The sequence below is a fragment of the Roseovarius sp. A46 genome, from assembly GCF_004126395.1.
Classification (GTDB): domain Bacteria; phylum Pseudomonadota; class Alphaproteobacteria; order Rhodobacterales; family Rhodobacteraceae; genus Roseovarius; species Roseovarius nitratireducens.
Genome location: NZ_PVWS01000014.1, coordinates 38910 through 54163 on the forward strand (window position 1 = coordinate 38910; position 15254 = coordinate 54163).

Below are 15254 nucleotides of genomic sequence, written 5' to 3' on the forward strand. Positions count from 1 at the left end.
CGGCCCACAAAACTGTACGTTTCCCGCTCAATCCACGCTTCTGAGCCGCGAGCGCTGTACCAGGGCTACGGCCAGCAACGGGGCCGCCACGGTTATCGCGGTCACGACGATGAGCAGAAAGCCAAGCTGGCTGTAGTCGGCGGGCGTGGTAACGGCGCCGGTCTCGGGGTCGGTCACCTCACGGGTGACGACAAAGACCTGGTTGAGATACTTGGTCAGCAGCGACCCGGCAGAGAGCGCGAGATTGGTGAAGGACGCCATCACCGCGAAGAACGTGGCTTTGAGATCGTCAGGTGCGTTGCGCGCGATCCAGGCGAGCATCGGGATCATCGCGATCTGGCCCAGCGGCGATTCGATCGCTGTGTCGAGGATGGCGATGAAACGCGCATCGACGACGCCGCCGGTCAGCGCCGCTGTCACCTCCTGCACGCCGTAATAGAGCCCGATATTCGGCAGCGACAGGACGCCCCCTGCGACTGTCAGCACCACCACGATCCAGACAATTGAATTGTTGGCCATGAGCGGGCGCAGGATCACCATACCCACCAGCGTCAGCATCGAGGTAATGAGCGACAGGATAGAGAGGAATTGCTGATCGAATCCCAGTTCGTCGATGGAGAACCAGGTATAGCCGTCACCGGGCCGCGGGGTGGCCCTGAAGATGAAGACGATGAGCGCCGTACCGATCAGCGTGCGCGCCTGCGCGACCGGTAGCACGGCGACAAGCTGGCGCATCAGCAGAAGCACGATCGTCAGCGATCCGGCGAAGATGATCTCCTGCCCGTAGGCGATCTCGCTTAGCCCGACGGTGAGCGAGACCGCGACGAACCCCGCGCCGCCGATGAAATACCACGGGTTGGGTTTTGTATCCTCTCCCGGTCGCTCGAACAGCGTATCGGCCTCAGCCGGGTCAAGCCCCGAGCGGATCAGCCCCCGGCGCGCGCGCCATTTCTGCACCCCCGCCAGCACCACGCCCGAGACCGACACCAGCGGAATCGCCAGCGCACTGAGGTAGATCGTGGCGTAGACCTGACGCTTGCCCTCGGCGTCCATCGCCTCGATCCCCGAAAACATGGTGATGTTGAGCGACGCCACCGCCACCGTCCCGAGGATCAGGGCAAAGCGGCCCAGCGTCTGCATCGTGGTGTGCAGGGCGCGCGACTCTTCCACCCCAATCTCACGACCGTCGGTGTCGATGCGCGGCACGGCCTCGACCGACATGGCGTCGGCCACAACGTCCTGGATCACAAGGCCCGAGGGCGCGAGCATGTAGGAGGCGATATACCACGCTGCCATCGGCATGATGGCGGTCATCATCTCGGTCTGCGTGAGCAGGAGGTACATGATGAGGACCGACAGCCCGATCAGCCCCGCGCCGACATAGACCAGCAGCCATTTCCACCGCCAGATGATGTCCACGAGGTGTCCCAGCGGCATCTTGAGCGCCCAGGGAAGCCCCGCCCAGAAGGCGAGCCCTGCAAGGTAGGCGGCCGACAGGTCGAGATATTCCTTAACGAAGAAGGTGCCGACGATTGCCGTCAGCCCCGAGAACCCGGCGGCGAAATAAACCATGAGCGGCGGCAAAAAGGTCCATCGCATCTGCCGCGCCAGGTCGATTACCACCGCGTTGAACCAGCCTTTGCGCAGTGTCGTGCTCATGCCGGTTCCCAGGTCGCGGTGGCGGACATCAGGGCATGTGCCACGGTCTCCAGCATATTGCCCGGCAGCATGACCAGCATCTTGGGTGCGGTAACCGACAGGTTCAACGGCCCAACCGTGCGGTTCGAGGTGCCTACGCGTCCGTCGGGCGCGAAGTTGATCCCGCCGATCGGCCATTCCAGCCCGTCGGACGCTCCTTCCACCGCGCCCATCGGGAATAGCGACACGCGGCGACCCGGTTCGAGCGGCAGATCCAGTACCGGTGGGCAGAGAAACATAAGGTCATGCGCGCCCAGCAGCACGCAGCGCCGCCCGGCGTGGCGCACCAGCGAGTTGCACGCGGCCATCTGGTGGTCGAGCCGGTCGCCGGTGAAACCCAACCCCAGGATCAGCGGCGCGTCGATGTGCTTGAGACATTTGTCAAAATCGGTGCTATCCTGATCGTGCAGCGGATGCAGGATGTCATCGGGCAGGCGGGCGCGGGTAGCGGCGCTGATGCTGTCGAAATCGCCGATCACCGCGCGTGGCATAAGCCCGGCTTCAAGCGCTGCATCCGCACCACCATCGGCGGCCACCACCACGGGCGCGAGACTCAGGGCGGCATCAAGATCGGAGCGCGCCACACGCGCACCGCCGATCAGTGAGATTGCCTCCTTTTCGCGAACAATCATTTCCCGTCGCCATTATCGTTGCGTTAATACCTGCGATGACACAATCGGGCCACGAAATGATACAGTAAAGATCGAAGAATCGGGCCGCTTTGGTCGCGGAGGGTATGGTAAACACTGTCTTTGCAGACAAGCAAAGTGAGCATTTGACATGGTTGGTTCCAGTAAGATCCTGACGGTTTCCTACGGCACGTTTTCGTGCACGCTGGAAGGGTTTGACGAGTCGTTCGAGACGATGAAGGCGATTGCCGAATATTTCCGGGATCTTGCCGCCGATGACCGCTATTTCGGGGCCGAGCCCCCAACACCCGATGCCGACATGCTGGCGCGTATCGCCGAGCGCGAGATTGCGCGCCGGGTCGAGGCGCATGAACACGAGGGCCGGATCGTCCTGCGTGCGCAGGACAACGCGACCGTGGGCAAGGCGCTCGCCGAGGCGCTGAGCGCCGCACCCGGAGCGGAGACCGCTCCCGAGCCGGGGGCTGTGTCCGGGGAGGATTCCTCTCCCGATGAGAATAGCGCTGCCGAGGAAGAAATTGCACCTGAGATGGAGGCCGCGGCGGAGGAGCAGCCCACACCTGAAGAGGACCTTGCAGCCGACACGGCGGACACTCTCGAATCCGAGGAGGAGACCGAGACGGAGGCCTTGGAAACGGACACAGCGACGATTGAACCGCTGGAGCCCGAAGGTCTTGAGCGCGAAGACGAATCACCGGCACCTGAGACAGACGGGGAAGAGACCGCGAAGCCGCTGGTGCAGCAGGTGGATGATGCGGGTGTAGCCCCGCCTGCCACCGGGACCGATGATCTAAGTGCGCGGCTCGACCTCATCCGCTCGGTGGTTGGCGCGTCGGACACCTATGACGAGGACGAACATGCCCAGGACTTCGCGGACACCGCCGCGTCAGGGCCGATTGCATGGGACGAGGTGGCTGAGAACGACGACGCCGCGGCCCCCACCGGACAGGAGACCGCGGCCGCACCGCCTGAGGCGAACGAGGATGCAGATCCCCGGGATGAACGCGACGCATCCGCAGCAGAAACTCCGGCGCCCGAGACGCCGGTGGCGCGGGATAAGGACAGCCTGTTCGAGGACACGCTTGCCGCGCTCCTCGCAGATGCCACGCCGGTGGATGCGCAGGCCGGGGCTGCGACTGAACCGGAGACGTACACCGACGAGACCGGTGATGCGGCCCCGCCTGACGCCGATGACCGGGGCGGTGCGCGGGTGTTCAAGGTAAGCCGCGCCGATGTCGAGACCGCACGTGAGGGCGGGCTTCTAGACTCGCCGGACGAGGCAGGCGAGGACACGGTCAACATCTTCGGCGACGAGGCTGACGCGCTCAGCCCCGAGGACGAGGCAGAGCTGCAACGCGAACTCGCGAGCCTGGATGCAGAGCTTGGCGAGGAGATCGAGGCGGAGGATGAGGCGGAGACCTGGGACGAACCGGAGGTCGCCAGGGACGAGCCCACGCCCGATGCCGAACCTGCGCATGCGGCGCAGGCGAGGGGCGGGAAACGGACCGAGGTGTCGCGGATTTTCGACGAGACCGACAGCCATATGGCTGATCCCGGCTCGATGCGGCGACGCAACACGATCCAGCACCTGCGCGCCGCGCTCGCCGCCACCCGCGCCGAGAAGGCCGCGGGTGCGGACCTGGAGAAGAAGGTGGACGCCTCGCCCTATCGCGGCGATCTCGACGCTGCCGTTCGACCGCGTCGGGCGATGCCTGCCCCCGATGCCCCGCGCGGCACCCGCCCCGACGAGCCGCGCCCGGCGCCGCTCAAGCTGGTGGCCGAACAGCGCGTGGATACGGCGCGCACCCCGGTGCGTCCGCGTCGGGTGGCCGCCGCGGCGCGGTCCGAGGTGGTCGAGGCGCAGGACAAGGGCTTTTCCACCTTTGCCGAGGAATTGGGCGCGACCGATCTGCCCGACCTGCTCGAGGCTGCGGCCGCCTATCTCGCCGATGTCGAAGGCCGCAGCCAGTTCTCGCGGCCGATGTTGATGGGCAAGCTGCGCGAGATCGACGAAGAGGGTTTTTCGCGCGAAGACGGGCTGCGCTCATTCGGGCAGCTCTTGCGCGAAGGCAAACTGCAAAAGCTCTCGGGCGGGCGGTTTGCCGTGACCGAGGAGACCGAGTTCCGCGCGGCGGCGCGGCTTCGAGCCGGCTGAGTACAGGGGAGCGGCGACGCCAGAACCCCCGCCGTCCTGGCGGGTGGGCCACGCGTGTGCTTGGTTCGACATCGCAGAGCGCGTGTGCCTTGACCGTCCGTGTTCCTGCGCCCGGCCCCCCCCTTGTTTCGCGCGTTCAGCCGGATGAGAGCCTGGCCCGCGCGTGGGCAGAATACCCTAGCCGAACCGGCTCCATGCCGATTTCATGGCTGTCGCCATGTCGTCCCAGGCCTTGTCGGCACCGGTCTTGAAGTCCTGCCAAGCATCGGCGCCGGCGGCGTGGATTTTCCGGTACTGCGCCTCCATCTCGTCTCGCTTCTCGCGCAGCTCGCGGATCTGCTCCTGATACTTGCCCTGCATGTCGGCTGTTGCCTCTCGGGCCTGCGCCTGCAACTTCTCGATCTCGGCCTGCCACTGGTCGAGCTGTGCCTGCAGTTTCTTCTCGTATGTGTCTTTGTCCATCATTCACCTTCCTTTCGTCTGGCTACCTTATCATGTTCTTTACCTATGCAGTCTCGCCAAAGATGAAAGGGCCGCCGGTTTCCCGGCGGCCCCCACGGCACGTCTCAAGGGGTGCGCTGTCAGATGAACTTCTTGATTTCGCCCGAGCGCAGCCGCGACATGTAGCTGTCGAGCTCGCGCTTGACGATCGGCATCAGGAAGTAGAGGCCGATGATGTTGACCACCGCCATCGCAAAGATCGCTGCGTCGGAGAAGTCGATCACCGGGCCAAGCTGTGCCGCCGCCCCGATCACCACGAAGACGCAGAAGATCACCTTGAACACCAGTTCCTTGGTGTCGCCCTCGCCGAACAGGTAGGTCCAGGCCTTGAGGCCGTAATAGGACCAGGTGATCATCGTCGAGAAGGCAAAGAGCACCACCGCCAGTGCCAGCACGTAGGGGAACCAGCCGATGGCGCTGCCGAAGGCTGCCGAGGTGAGGCCGACGCCCGAGGTGCCGCCAACGGTCTGCACGCCGTTGCCCGCCTCGTTGAGCAGGTAGAGGCCGGTCTGCGGGTCGGTGACAAGCTGCTGGGTGATGATGATGACCAACGCCGTCATGGTACAGATCACGACGGTGTCGATGAACGGCTCGAGGAGCGAGACCAGCCCTTCGGTGATCGGCTCCTTGGTCTTGACAGCCGAGTGGGCGATGGCCGCCGAGCCGACGCCCGCCTCGTTCGAGAACGCCGCCCGCTTGAAGCCCTGGATCAGTGCACCGACCATGCCGCCCGCGACACCGAGCCCGGTGAAGGCGCCGGCGAATATCTGGCCGAAGGCCCAGCCGATCAGGTGATAGTTCATCGCGATGATGACGAGCGCGGTGCCGACATAGAGGATGCCCATGAACGGCACCACCTTTTCGGTCACGCGGGCGATGGATTTGATCCCGCCGACGATTACCGCGAATACGAGGCCGGCAAAGACCAGCCCGGTGATCCAGCCGGGATACTGCCCGACCACGCCGGTTATCTGCTGGTGCGCCTGGTTGGCCTGGAACATGTTGCCGCCGCCCAGCGCGCCGAGGATGCAGAAGATCGAGAACAGCACCGCGAGGATCTTGCCCCCCGGCAGGCCGCGTTCTGCAAACCCCTTGGAGAGGTAGTACATCGGGCCGCCCGAGACGCGCCCGTCGGGATATTCGTTGCGGTATTTCACCCCGAGCGTACATTCGGTGAATTTCGACGCCATGCCCATCAGGCCCGCGAGGATCATCCAGAAGGTGGCCCCCGGTCCGCCGATGCTGACCGCCACCGCGACACCGGCGATGTTGCCGAGGCCCACGGTCCCCGAGAGCGCCGTGGCGAGCGCCTGGAAGTGGCTCACCTCACCCGCGTCGTCGGGATCGGAATAGTCGCCCTTTACCAACGAGATGGCATGGCCGACGGCGCGGAACTGAACAAAGCCGAAATAGAGCGTGAAAACGGTGGCACCCACCACCAGCCACATCACGATCCACGGAAACGAGGTGCCGGGGAAATTCGAGAAGATGAGGCCGACGAACCAGCCGGTCGAGTCGGCAAAAATCTGGTTCACCTTGTCGTCGAGCGATATCGCCTGTTGCTGTGCAAAGGCCGGTGCGCCCACGAGCGCCAGCCCCGCCGCGGCCAGCGCCGCGGAGAATATGTTCTTGTTCATAATTTTGATCCCTGTTGTTAATCCGATCACGGCACGATGGTGCAGGGCACCGGTGCGGTCTGCACCAGCGTTCCCGCGACCGAGCCGAAGATGCGTGCCTCGAGCGCCGAGGAACCCTCGCGCCCAACGATGATCTGCACCGCCCCCGTCTCGGTGGCGATCTTGCCGAGCATCTCGGCGATGTTGCCGTAGCGGATCACCGTTTCCACCGAAACACTGCTGTCGGTCAATTCCGCGACGACCGGCCCGAGCACCGCCTCTTCGGCGCGCTCCATTTCCTCGCGGCGGCGCATGTGCCGCTCCTCGAGCTCGGAAGGTGTGAGAAACGAATATGGCGACCATTCGAGCACATGCGCCAGGACGATCGCACCGCCCTGCGCCTTTGCCCGCGCGACCGCGAACTCCAATGCGCGTCGCGCTGCGACACTGCCGTCGTAGCCGACGACGAATTTATCGGACATCTGTAGACTCCCTCGTAGTTGCGTCATCCGGACTCGTATGTGACCCGGTAGTTGAAATTAGCAGAACCCCGCGTCACGATTGTCCCGAAATCGACCGGTTATCAGTCCGAACGCGCTTGAATCCGGCCGGTTCGCGCGCCAGATGAAAGGAAATTCGATTTTTTGAGAACTGATGCCTGCGGCGTGCTGTCGCGCGACGTTCAGTAGCTGTAATCGGCGTAGATGCGACTCAGGTCGCCTTGCCAGTCACCGTGGTAGCGCTCGAGCAACTCGTCGGCAGGGGTCTTGCCAGTCTCCACGCTCTCGCGCAGCGTGCCGAGGAAATGCGTCTCGTCGGGGATCATCCCACCGCCGCCGGCGCGCCCGCGCGCGCGCAGCCCCGCCTCGGCGATGTCGAGCACCTCGCGCGCGAGGTCGTGCATCGCGATGTCGCCGGCCCGCGCCTGAAGCCCATCGACGCTCGCGGCCACGCGCAGCGCCTCACGGGTCTCGGCGGTCCAGGATTTGCACAGGTCCCAGGCCGCGTCGAGCGCACCCTGGTCATACATCAGACCCACCCAGAAGGCCGGGAGCGCGCAGAGCCTGCGCCACGGGCCGCCATCGGCGCCGCGCATCTCCATGAATTGCTTGATCCGCGCCTCGGGGAAAATTGTGGTGAGGTGATCGGCCCAATCGGACAACGTGGGTTTCTCGCCGGGCAGGGCGGGCAGTTCCCCGCGCAGGAAATCGCGAAAGGATTGGCCCAGCGCGTAGTGATAGACGCCGTCGCGATAGACAAAATACATCGGCACATCGAGCGCGTAATCGGCATAGGCCTCAAACCCGAACCCGTCGTCGAAGACAAATGGCAGCATGCCCGTCCGGTCCGGGTCGAGATCGCGCCAGACGCGGGCCCGCCACGACTTGTGGCCGTTAGGCTTGCCCTCGAAAAACGGCGAATTGGCAAAGAGCGCGGTGGCGACCGGTTGCAGGGCGAGGGCCACGCGGAACTTTTGCACCATGTCCGCCTCGGAGCCGAAATCGAGGTTCACCTGCACGGTGCAGGTGCGATACATCATGGTTTTACCCATCGTGCCGACGCGGTCCATGTAATCGGTCATCAGCCGGTAGCGCCCCTTGGGCATGACCGGCATCTCCTCGTGCCGCCAGATCGGCGCGGCCCCCAGCCCGATAAAGCCAACGCCCACCTTGTCGGCAATGTCTTTTACGTCCGCCAAGTGCTCGTTCACCTCGTCACAGGTCTGGTGGATGTTTTCGAGCGGCGCGCCGGACAGTTCCAGTTGTCCGCCCGGTTCCAGGCTCACGTTGGCGCCATCCTTTTCCAGCCCGATGAGCTTGCCGGCCTCCTCGACCGGGGCCCAGCCGTGCCCGTCGCGCAGCCCTTCCAGCACGGCGAGGATCGAGCGGCGGCCCTCGTAGGGCAGGGGGCGCAGGGTGTCGCGGCAATAGCCAAACTTCTCGTGCTCGGTGCCGATACGCCAATCGTCGTGTGGCTTGCAGCCGCTTTCGAGATATTCTGCCAGTTGCGCGTGGTGCTCGATCGGCCCGCCGCCGGATTGGGGAATGGACATGCGCGGGCCTCCTGCGCGGTGTGCTTCGGTTAGGGGGTCAGAGTTGGCGGCATTCGGCGCGGGTGTCAATGCAGCCTTGGCCGCTTAGCCTCCCGGCCTGCTCGTTCCCACAGAAGGTGCTGGCCGGGCGCGGGACGGCGCATCGCCGCCACGACCTGCCCGCTGCGCAGCCCCGGCAGCGTGGCGAAAGCGTCGAACAACGCGTCCGCCCCCTCGGCATCGAGCGGGATCGCGAGATCGGGCTGGCCAGGCTGCGACAGCAGCCAGCGGCGCGTCCCGTTTGCATCCAGCATGAGCGCGGTCATTTCCGAAAGCGCGACCGCGCCGCCGGTCTGCGGCCCGAGATAGGCTATGAGCCCCTCGTCGATCACCACCACGCCGGGCCCGCCCGCCCCGGTGCGAAAGCGCGCGCGCTGCACCCCGGCCAGCCCCAGCGCCACCGCCACCGCGATAAGCACCCAGCCCAGCGCCTGCACGATCCCGGTGCCGCCCAGCACCCACCAAAGCCCCAGAATGCCGGCCCCCGTCCCCGCCAGCACCTCGCGCCAGCGCCAGAGCGCCGCGCGCGCCTGCGGGCGGATGAGGCTCATGTCCAGTCCCCGCAGGTCGTCTGCCATAGCGTGAGCGCCGCGACGGCGGCGGTATCCGCGCGCAGGATGCGCGGCCCCAGGGCCACCGGATGGGCAAAGGGCAGGGCTGAGAAACGGGCGCGCTCGGCGTCGGAAAAGCCGCCTTCAGGGCCGATCAGCACGGCCCATGGCTGCCCTCGCCCGTCAGGGGGCAGGGCGCAGGCACCGCCTGCAAGCGCCTCGTCGCAGAACATCAGGCGGCGGTTCGCGGGCCAATCCGCGAGCAGTGAATCGAGCCTGTGCAGGCCAGTCACCTCGGGAACATAGGTGCCGCCGCATTGCTCGGCGGCCTCGACGGCGTGCGCCTGCAACCGGTCCTGCCGGACACGCTCGGAATTGGTGAAATCGGTCTGCACCGGCAGGATGCGCGCGGCCCCCATCTCGGCGGCCTTTTCCACGATGAAATCGGTTCGTGCCTTCTTGATCGGCGCGAACAGCAGCCACAGGTCCGGCGGGTCGCGCTGCGGCGCGGTCTGCGTCTCGCAGGCGAGCGTGCCGCCGCGCTTGCCGGCCTCGGTGACGGTGGCCCGCCATTCGCCATCGCGCCCGTTGAACACGGCAACGCCGTCGCCCGGGCCGAGCCGCATCACCGAAAAGAGGTAATGCGCCTGCGCGCGGTCGAGAGACAGGGTTTGCCCTTCCCCCAGTGGGTGCTCTACATACAGCCTGATCCGCGATCCACTCATGGGGTTAGCATATGAGCGCAGCAAACCGGACACCAGAGGCCGAAGGCACCGTGGCCGATGCCTATCGGGGCAATTGGGTGGATCGCTATGCCCCTGCCGCCGCGCGCCCCTACCTGCGGCTCAGCCGCGCAGATCGACCGATCGGTACCTGGCTGTTGCTGCTGCCGTGCTGGTGGGGGCTGGTGCTGGCGATGCTGGCCGACGGGCGCGCGGGCTGGTTTGACGCGTGGATTTTCGCGGGCTGCGCCATTGGCGCGTTTCTGATGCGCGGGGCGGGCTGCACCTGGAACGACATCACCGACCGAGACATCGACGGGTCGGTGGCGCGCACCGCCTCGCGGCCCATCCCCTCGGGGCAGGTGGGGGTGCGCGGCGCGCTGGCGTGGATGTGCGCGCAGTCCCTCGTGGCGTTCGCCATCCTGCTCACGTTCAACGCGGCCGCCATCGCGCTCGGGGTTCTCGCCCTCCTGCCGGTGGCGGTCTATCCCTTTGCCAAGCGGTTCACCTGGTGGCCGCAAATCTTCCTCGGGCTCGCCTTCAACTGGGGTGCGCTTCTTGCGTGGACGGCGCATTCCGGGCGGCTCGAGGCACCAGCGGTGGTGCTCTACCTCGCGGGGATCGCGTGGACGCTTTTCTACGACACGATCTATGCCCATCAGGACGCCGAGGATGACGCGCTGATAGGGGTGAAATCCACTGCGCGGCTATTTGGCGACGACTCGCCGCGCTGGTTGCGGCGGTTTCTCATGGCCTGCGTGCTCTTGATGATGGTGGCGGTGATTCTTGCCGCGCCTGCGGGGCGGCCCGTGGCGCTGGTCGTGGCCTTGTGCGGGGTCTGGGCGATGGGCTGGCACCTCTTCGGGCAGTTGCGGCGGCTGCGGCTCGATGACAACGCGCGGCTGTTGGCGCTTTTCCGCTCGAATCGCAACGCGGGGCTGTTGCCGGTGCCGTTTTTCGCCATTGCGTTGCTGGTGTGATTGCGCTCGGGTGTCACGGTGCCTAAAACGCAGGCGAGTGCAACGACACGAGGTCGCATGTCCTGGCGCCTGTCCACGATCTTTTCCATCGGCGGAGCCTTTGCGGGGGCCGCCGCGCTGTCCATGCTGGCCGCCGGCTTTGCGGTGAGTGCCATCGAGGACGGCTCGCGCCGCGCAGTGCGCGATGCACTCGACAGGCAAGGCATGGTCTGGGCCGAGGTGGGCACTGACGGGTTGCAGGTGTTCCTCGCCGGGACCGCGCCGGACGAAGCCGCGCGCTTTGCCGCGCTGTCTGTCGCAGGCCAGGTGGTCGATGCTACAAGGGTGATCGACCAGACCGTGGTGGAAGAGGCCGAGCCGCTCACGCCGCCGCAATTCGCCATCGAGATCCTGCGCAACGAACGGGGCATTTCGCTCATCGGGCTGGTGCCCGCCGCGCTTGACCGACAAGAACTTCTCGAGGATATCGCGCAGGCGACGGACGGGGCGCCGGTCGCCGACCTGCTCGATGCTGCCGATTACCCGGCGCCCGAGAGCTGGCAGCCCGCGTTGCGCCACGCGTTGCACGCGCTCGGCAGCCTGCCACGCAGCAAGATATCGGTGACCGCCGAGCGCGTTTCAGTCACGGCCATGGTCGACAGCGCCGAGGAAAAGCGACGCATCGAGACCGATCTGGCGCGGCGCAGCCCCGAGGATGTGCGCCTCGCTCTGGATATTTCCGCGCCGCGCCCGGTGATCACGCCGTTCACGCTGCGCTTTGTCATCGACGAACGTGGTGCGCGCTTTGACGCCTGTTCAGCCGATACCGAGGAGGCACGAGAGCACATCCTGCGCGCCGCCGCGCGTGCGGGGCAGGAGGGGCGCGCGGAATGCGTTGTCGGCATGGGTGTGCCGTCGCCGCACTGGGCACGCGCCGCCGAACAGGCGATCGACGCGCTGGCGCGTCTCGGAGCGGGCAGCGTCACGCTCACCGATGCAGATATCTCCCTGCTGGCACAGCCGGGCACCGATCAGGCGCTGTTCGACGACGTGGTTGGCGCGCTCGAAGGGGCGTTGCCGGAGGTTTTCGCGCTCGATGCCACGCTGCCGCCCCCACCTGACGAGAAGAGCGCGCCGGTGGTGCAGGAGTTCATCGCTACGCTGTCGCCCGAGGGGCAGGTGCTGTTGCGTGGGCGCATCGGCAGCGCGCGGATGCGCGACACCGCGACGAGCCTGGCTCAGGCGCGTTTTGCCGCGGATGCGGTGCATGTGACCGCGCGTGTGGCCGAGGGGCTTCCGAAGGACTGGCCGATGCGCGTGCTACTCGCCATCGAGGCACTCTCGCATCTCAACAGCGGTGCGGTGACGGTGACGCCTGATTCCGCCATGGTGCGCGGCAAGTCGGGGCGCAAGGAAGCAGGCACCGCCATAGCGCAGCTCCTGGTCGACAGGCTGGGCAGCAGCGAGCCGTTCGATCTCGACGTGACCTATGTCGAGCAGCTCGATCCCGTAGCCGCGCTGCCCACACCCGAAGAGTGCGAGGCGCGCATCGCCGCGGTGCAGGACGACCGCAAGATCGGATTCGAGCCGGGATCGGCGCGGATCGACGGAACGGGAGCCACGATTCTCGACGAGATCGCCGTGATCCTGAAGGAATGCGGCGAGATCCGTATGGAGGTGGCGGGCCATACCGACAGCCAGGGTCGCGAGGAGATGAACGCCCGGCTGAGCCTTGAGCGGGCACGCGCCGTGCTCGACGAATTGCGCCTGCGCAGGGTGCTTACCTCCGGGCTCGAGGCGAAGGGTTATGGCGAGAGCAGGCCAATCGCCGACAACGACACCGAGGAGGGCCGCGAAACCAACCGCCGCATCGAATTTCGCCTGATCCGGCCCGATCCTGCCCCCGAGGAGCAAACGGGCCTTGAAAGCGCCGAGGATACGGGGGACAAGGAGGAAGGGAAAGAAGAGGCCGGTCAGGACAGCACCGCCGATGAACAGAACTGAATTCATCATCGCGACCGCGATCGTGCTCTTCGTGGCATTCTGCGTGGGCTGGTTTGCCAACTGGCTGATACACCGTTTCGTGCGGGTGCAGCCCTCAGAGGTGGGCGAACTCGAGCGTCTCGCGCAAGAATTGCACGAGGCCGAGGAGACGCGCGACCAGGCGATCACCTACCTGCAACAGCGCGAAGCGGAACTGACCAATCAGCTCAGCCAGACCGAGGCCGAACTCTCGGCGACGATGGAGGGGCTGCGCGAGGCCCGCTACGAGGCCGAGCAGTTGCGCGTCCATCTGGAAAAGATCACCCGGCAGGCCGCCGAGTAAGACGGTAAGGCCGGACAAGAAAAAAGGGCCGCACGTGGCAGCCCTTTTTCGCTGTGAACCTGTCCAATCTCAGTTGGGCGACATGCCGATGTGATCGCCCACGGCCACCATGTCGTGCAGAAGCTTGGTGGCATCGTCGATAAGACCATGCTCGTCGGCGTTCTGTTCCTTCACGCGGTTGAGGCGCTCGGTTGCCTCGTCCACCATCGACTGGAAGTCTTCTTTCGTCACGTCCGCGCGCGGCAGGGCACGCTCGGCCAGGACCGAGATGCTCTGCCCGTTGATTTCGGCGAAACCGCCAGTGACGACGTATTCCTTGTCGCCATCGACCCCCGATACCCGAACGATGCCGGGGCGCAGCGTCGTGATGAGCGGTGCGTGATCGGGCAGGGCCGTCATGTCGCCCTCGGCACCGGGAATCAGCACCTCGCGCGCCTCCACCGAAGCGAGAAGACGCTCGGGGCTCACGAGATCGAATTGCACTGTCTCAGCCATATCGGCCTCCTCTTGTGGCAGCTGGCGGGCCGATGGCCCGCCGCGCGGCGCTTAGGCAGCGGCTGCGGCCATCTTCTCTGCCTTGGCAACCACGTCGTCGATACCGCCCACCATGTAGAAGGCCCCCTCCGGCAGGTGGTCGTATTCGCCCGCGACCACGGCCTTGAACGATTTGATCGTCTCTTCAAGCGGCACCTGGATGCCGTCGGAGCCGGTGAACACCTTGGCCACGTCGAAGGGCTGCGACAGGAAGCGCTGGAGCTTGCGGGCGCGGGCCACGGTCAGCTTGTCCTCTTCGCTGAGTTCGTCCATCCCGAGGATGGCGATGATGTCCTGAAGCGCCTTGTAGCGCTGCAGGATGCCCTGCACGTCGCGCGCGACCTGGTAGTGCTCCTCGCCCACGATCTGCGGGTCCATCAGGCGCGAGTTGGAGTCGAGCGGGTCCACGGCGGGGTAGATGCCGAGCTCGGAAATCGCACGCGACAGCACCGTGGTGGCGTCGAGGTGGGCGAAGGTCGTCGCCGGGGCCGGGTCGGTGAGGTCGTCCGCCGGCACGTAGACGGCCTGGATGGACGTGATCGAGCCCTGCTTGGTCGAGGTGATGCGTTCCTGCATCTGGCCCATGTCGGTGGCCAGCGTCGGCTGGTAGCCCACGGCCGAGGGGATGCGGCCCAGAAGTGCCGACACCTCGGAACCCGCCTGCGTGAAGCGGAAGATGTTGTCGACGAAGAACAGAACGTCGGTGCCCGACTGATCGCGGAACTGCTCGGCCAGCGTCAGGCCGGTCAGTGCGACACGGGCGCGGGCCCCCGGCGGCTCGTTCATCTGGCCGTAGACGAGGGCCACCTGGCTTTCCTCGAGGTTGTCGGGCTTGATGACGTTGGATTCGATCATCTCGTGGTAGAGGTCGTTGCCCTCACGGGTCCGCTCGCCGACACCGGCGAACACCGAGTAGCCCGAGTGCACCTTGGCGATGTTGTTGATCAGTTCCATGATGAGAACCGTCTTGCCCACGCCGGCGCCGCCGAACAGGCCGATCTTGCCGCCCTTGGCGTAAGGAGCGAGAAGGTCCACCACCTTGATGCCGGTCTCGAGGATTTCGCTCTCGGTCGACTGTTCGTCGAATTCCGGTGCGGGTTGGTGGATGGCGCGGGTCTCGTCGGCGTTGACCGGGCCCTGTTCGTCCACTGGCTCACCGACCACGTTGATGATGCGGCCCAGCGTGGCATTGCCCACCGGCACCGAGATCGGCGAACCGCTGTCCGTCACCTCCTGCCCGCGCACAAGACCCTCGGTCGCGTCCATCGCGATGGTGCGCACGGTATTCTCGCCGAGGTGTTGCGCAACCTCCAGGATCAGCTTCTTGCCGTGGTTGTCGGTTTCCAGCGCGTTCAGGATCGCGGGCAGGTGGTCGCCGAACTGAACGTCCACCACGGCACCGATGACCTGAGTCACTTTGCCTTTTGCGTTTGCCATGTTTCGTCTCCGGTTT

The 15254-nt window shown here is 65.8% G+C and carries 14 protein-coding genes; 4 read left to right on the forward strand and 10 right to left on the reverse strand.

All coding sequences use genetic code 11. The features are described 5' to 3' along the window. Positions 1–27: 27 nt before the first annotated feature. Entirely contained in the window at positions 28–1659 is a 1632-nt protein-coding gene (locus C6W92_RS09175; RefSeq protein WP_129432687.1) for a hypothetical protein, read from the reverse strand. Then, positions 1656–2330: a thiamine diphosphokinase gene (locus tag C6W92_RS09180; protein WP_129432688.1), complete on the reverse strand. Its 675-nt coding sequence runs from the start codon at positions 2328–2330 to the stop codon at positions 1656–1658. The genes C6W92_RS09175 and C6W92_RS09180 overlap by 4 nt, the downstream gene beginning before the upstream one ends. Positions 2331–2478: 148 nt before the next feature. Here C6W92_RS09180 and C6W92_RS09185 point away from each other — a divergent pair, with 148 nt between their 5' ends. Continuing rightward, positions 2479–4500: a hypothetical protein gene (locus C6W92_RS09185; protein WP_241691114.1), complete on the forward strand. Its 2022-nt coding sequence runs from the start codon at positions 2479–2481 to the stop codon at positions 4498–4500. Between the two features lie 177 nt (positions 4501–4677). Here C6W92_RS09185 and C6W92_RS09190 read toward each other — a convergent pair whose 3' ends face one another. The 6 genes from C6W92_RS09190 to C6W92_RS09215 all read right to left on the reverse strand — a co-directional run bounded on the left by C6W92_RS09190 (position 4678) and on the right by C6W92_RS09215 (position 9985). After that, a complete protein-coding gene (locus tag C6W92_RS09190; RefSeq protein ID WP_206735520.1) occupies positions 4678–4962 on the reverse strand; it encodes a hypothetical protein in 285 nt (94 codons plus the stop codon). Positions 4963–5081: 119 nt separating this feature from the next. After that, positions 5082–6638 carry an alanine/glycine:cation symporter family protein gene (locus C6W92_RS09195; protein WP_129432690.1) on the reverse strand — a complete coding sequence of 519 codons (1557 nt, stop codon included), beginning with the start codon at positions 6636–6638 and terminating at the stop codon, positions 5082–5084. A 26-nt stretch (positions 6639–6664) separates the two neighbouring features. Then, positions 6665–7099 carry a universal stress protein gene (locus C6W92_RS09200; RefSeq protein ID WP_104019788.1) on the reverse strand — a complete coding sequence of 145 codons (435 nt, stop codon included), beginning with the start codon at positions 7097–7099 and terminating at the stop codon, positions 6665–6667. A 200-nt stretch (positions 7100–7299) separates the two neighbouring features. Then, positions 7300–8670 carry a glutamate--cysteine ligase gene (locus C6W92_RS09205; RefSeq protein WP_129432691.1) on the reverse strand — a complete coding sequence of 457 codons (1371 nt, stop codon included), beginning with the start codon at positions 8668–8670 and terminating at the stop codon, positions 7300–7302. 65 nt (positions 8671–8735) lie between these two features. Next, a complete protein-coding gene (locus tag C6W92_RS09210; RefSeq protein ID WP_129432692.1) occupies positions 8736–9260 on the reverse strand; it encodes a hypothetical protein in 525 nt (174 codons plus the stop codon). Next, the gene (locus tag C6W92_RS09215) at positions 9257–9985 is read right to left on the reverse strand and encodes a 16S rRNA (uracil(1498)-N(3))-methyltransferase (RefSeq protein ID WP_129432693.1); all 729 of its coding nucleotides are present in this window, start codon (positions 9983–9985) and stop codon (positions 9257–9259) included. The genes C6W92_RS09210 and C6W92_RS09215 overlap by 4 nt, the downstream gene beginning before the upstream one ends. An 11-nt stretch (positions 9986–9996) precedes the next feature. Between C6W92_RS09215 and ubiA the strand changes: the two genes are divergently transcribed. From ubiA to C6W92_RS09230, 3 genes are read left to right on the forward strand one after another with little or no spacing between them, the layout of a single operon-like run. Next, entirely contained in the window at positions 9997–10962 is a 966-nt protein-coding gene (ubiA, locus tag C6W92_RS09220) for a 4-hydroxybenzoate octaprenyltransferase (protein ID WP_129432694.1), read from the forward strand. A 57-nt stretch (positions 10963–11019) separates the two neighbouring features. Further along, a complete protein-coding gene (locus C6W92_RS09225) occupies positions 11020–12945 on the forward strand; it encodes an OmpA family protein (RefSeq protein WP_129432695.1) in 1926 nt (641 codons plus the stop codon). Then, positions 12932–13267 carry a hypothetical protein gene (locus tag C6W92_RS09230; protein WP_129432696.1) on the forward strand — a complete coding sequence of 112 codons (336 nt, stop codon included), beginning with the start codon at positions 12932–12934 and terminating at the stop codon, positions 13265–13267. The genes C6W92_RS09225 and C6W92_RS09230 overlap by 14 nt, the downstream gene beginning before the upstream one ends. Positions 13268–13336: 69 nt before the next feature. Here C6W92_RS09230 and C6W92_RS09235 read toward each other — a convergent pair whose 3' ends face one another. Together C6W92_RS09235 and atpD are read right to left on the reverse strand one after the other, a co-directional pair. Then, positions 13337–13762 (reverse strand): F0F1 ATP synthase subunit epsilon, encoded by a 426-nt coding sequence (locus C6W92_RS09235; protein WP_129432697.1) that lies wholly within the window; start codon positions 13760–13762, stop codon positions 13337–13339. 51 nt (positions 13763–13813) lie between these two features. After that, positions 13814–15238, reverse strand: a complete 1425-nt coding sequence (gene atpD, locus C6W92_RS09240) for a F0F1 ATP synthase subunit beta (RefSeq protein ID WP_129432698.1) — start codon at positions 15236–15238, stop codon at positions 13814–13816. Positions 15239–15254 lie beyond the last annotated feature (16 nt).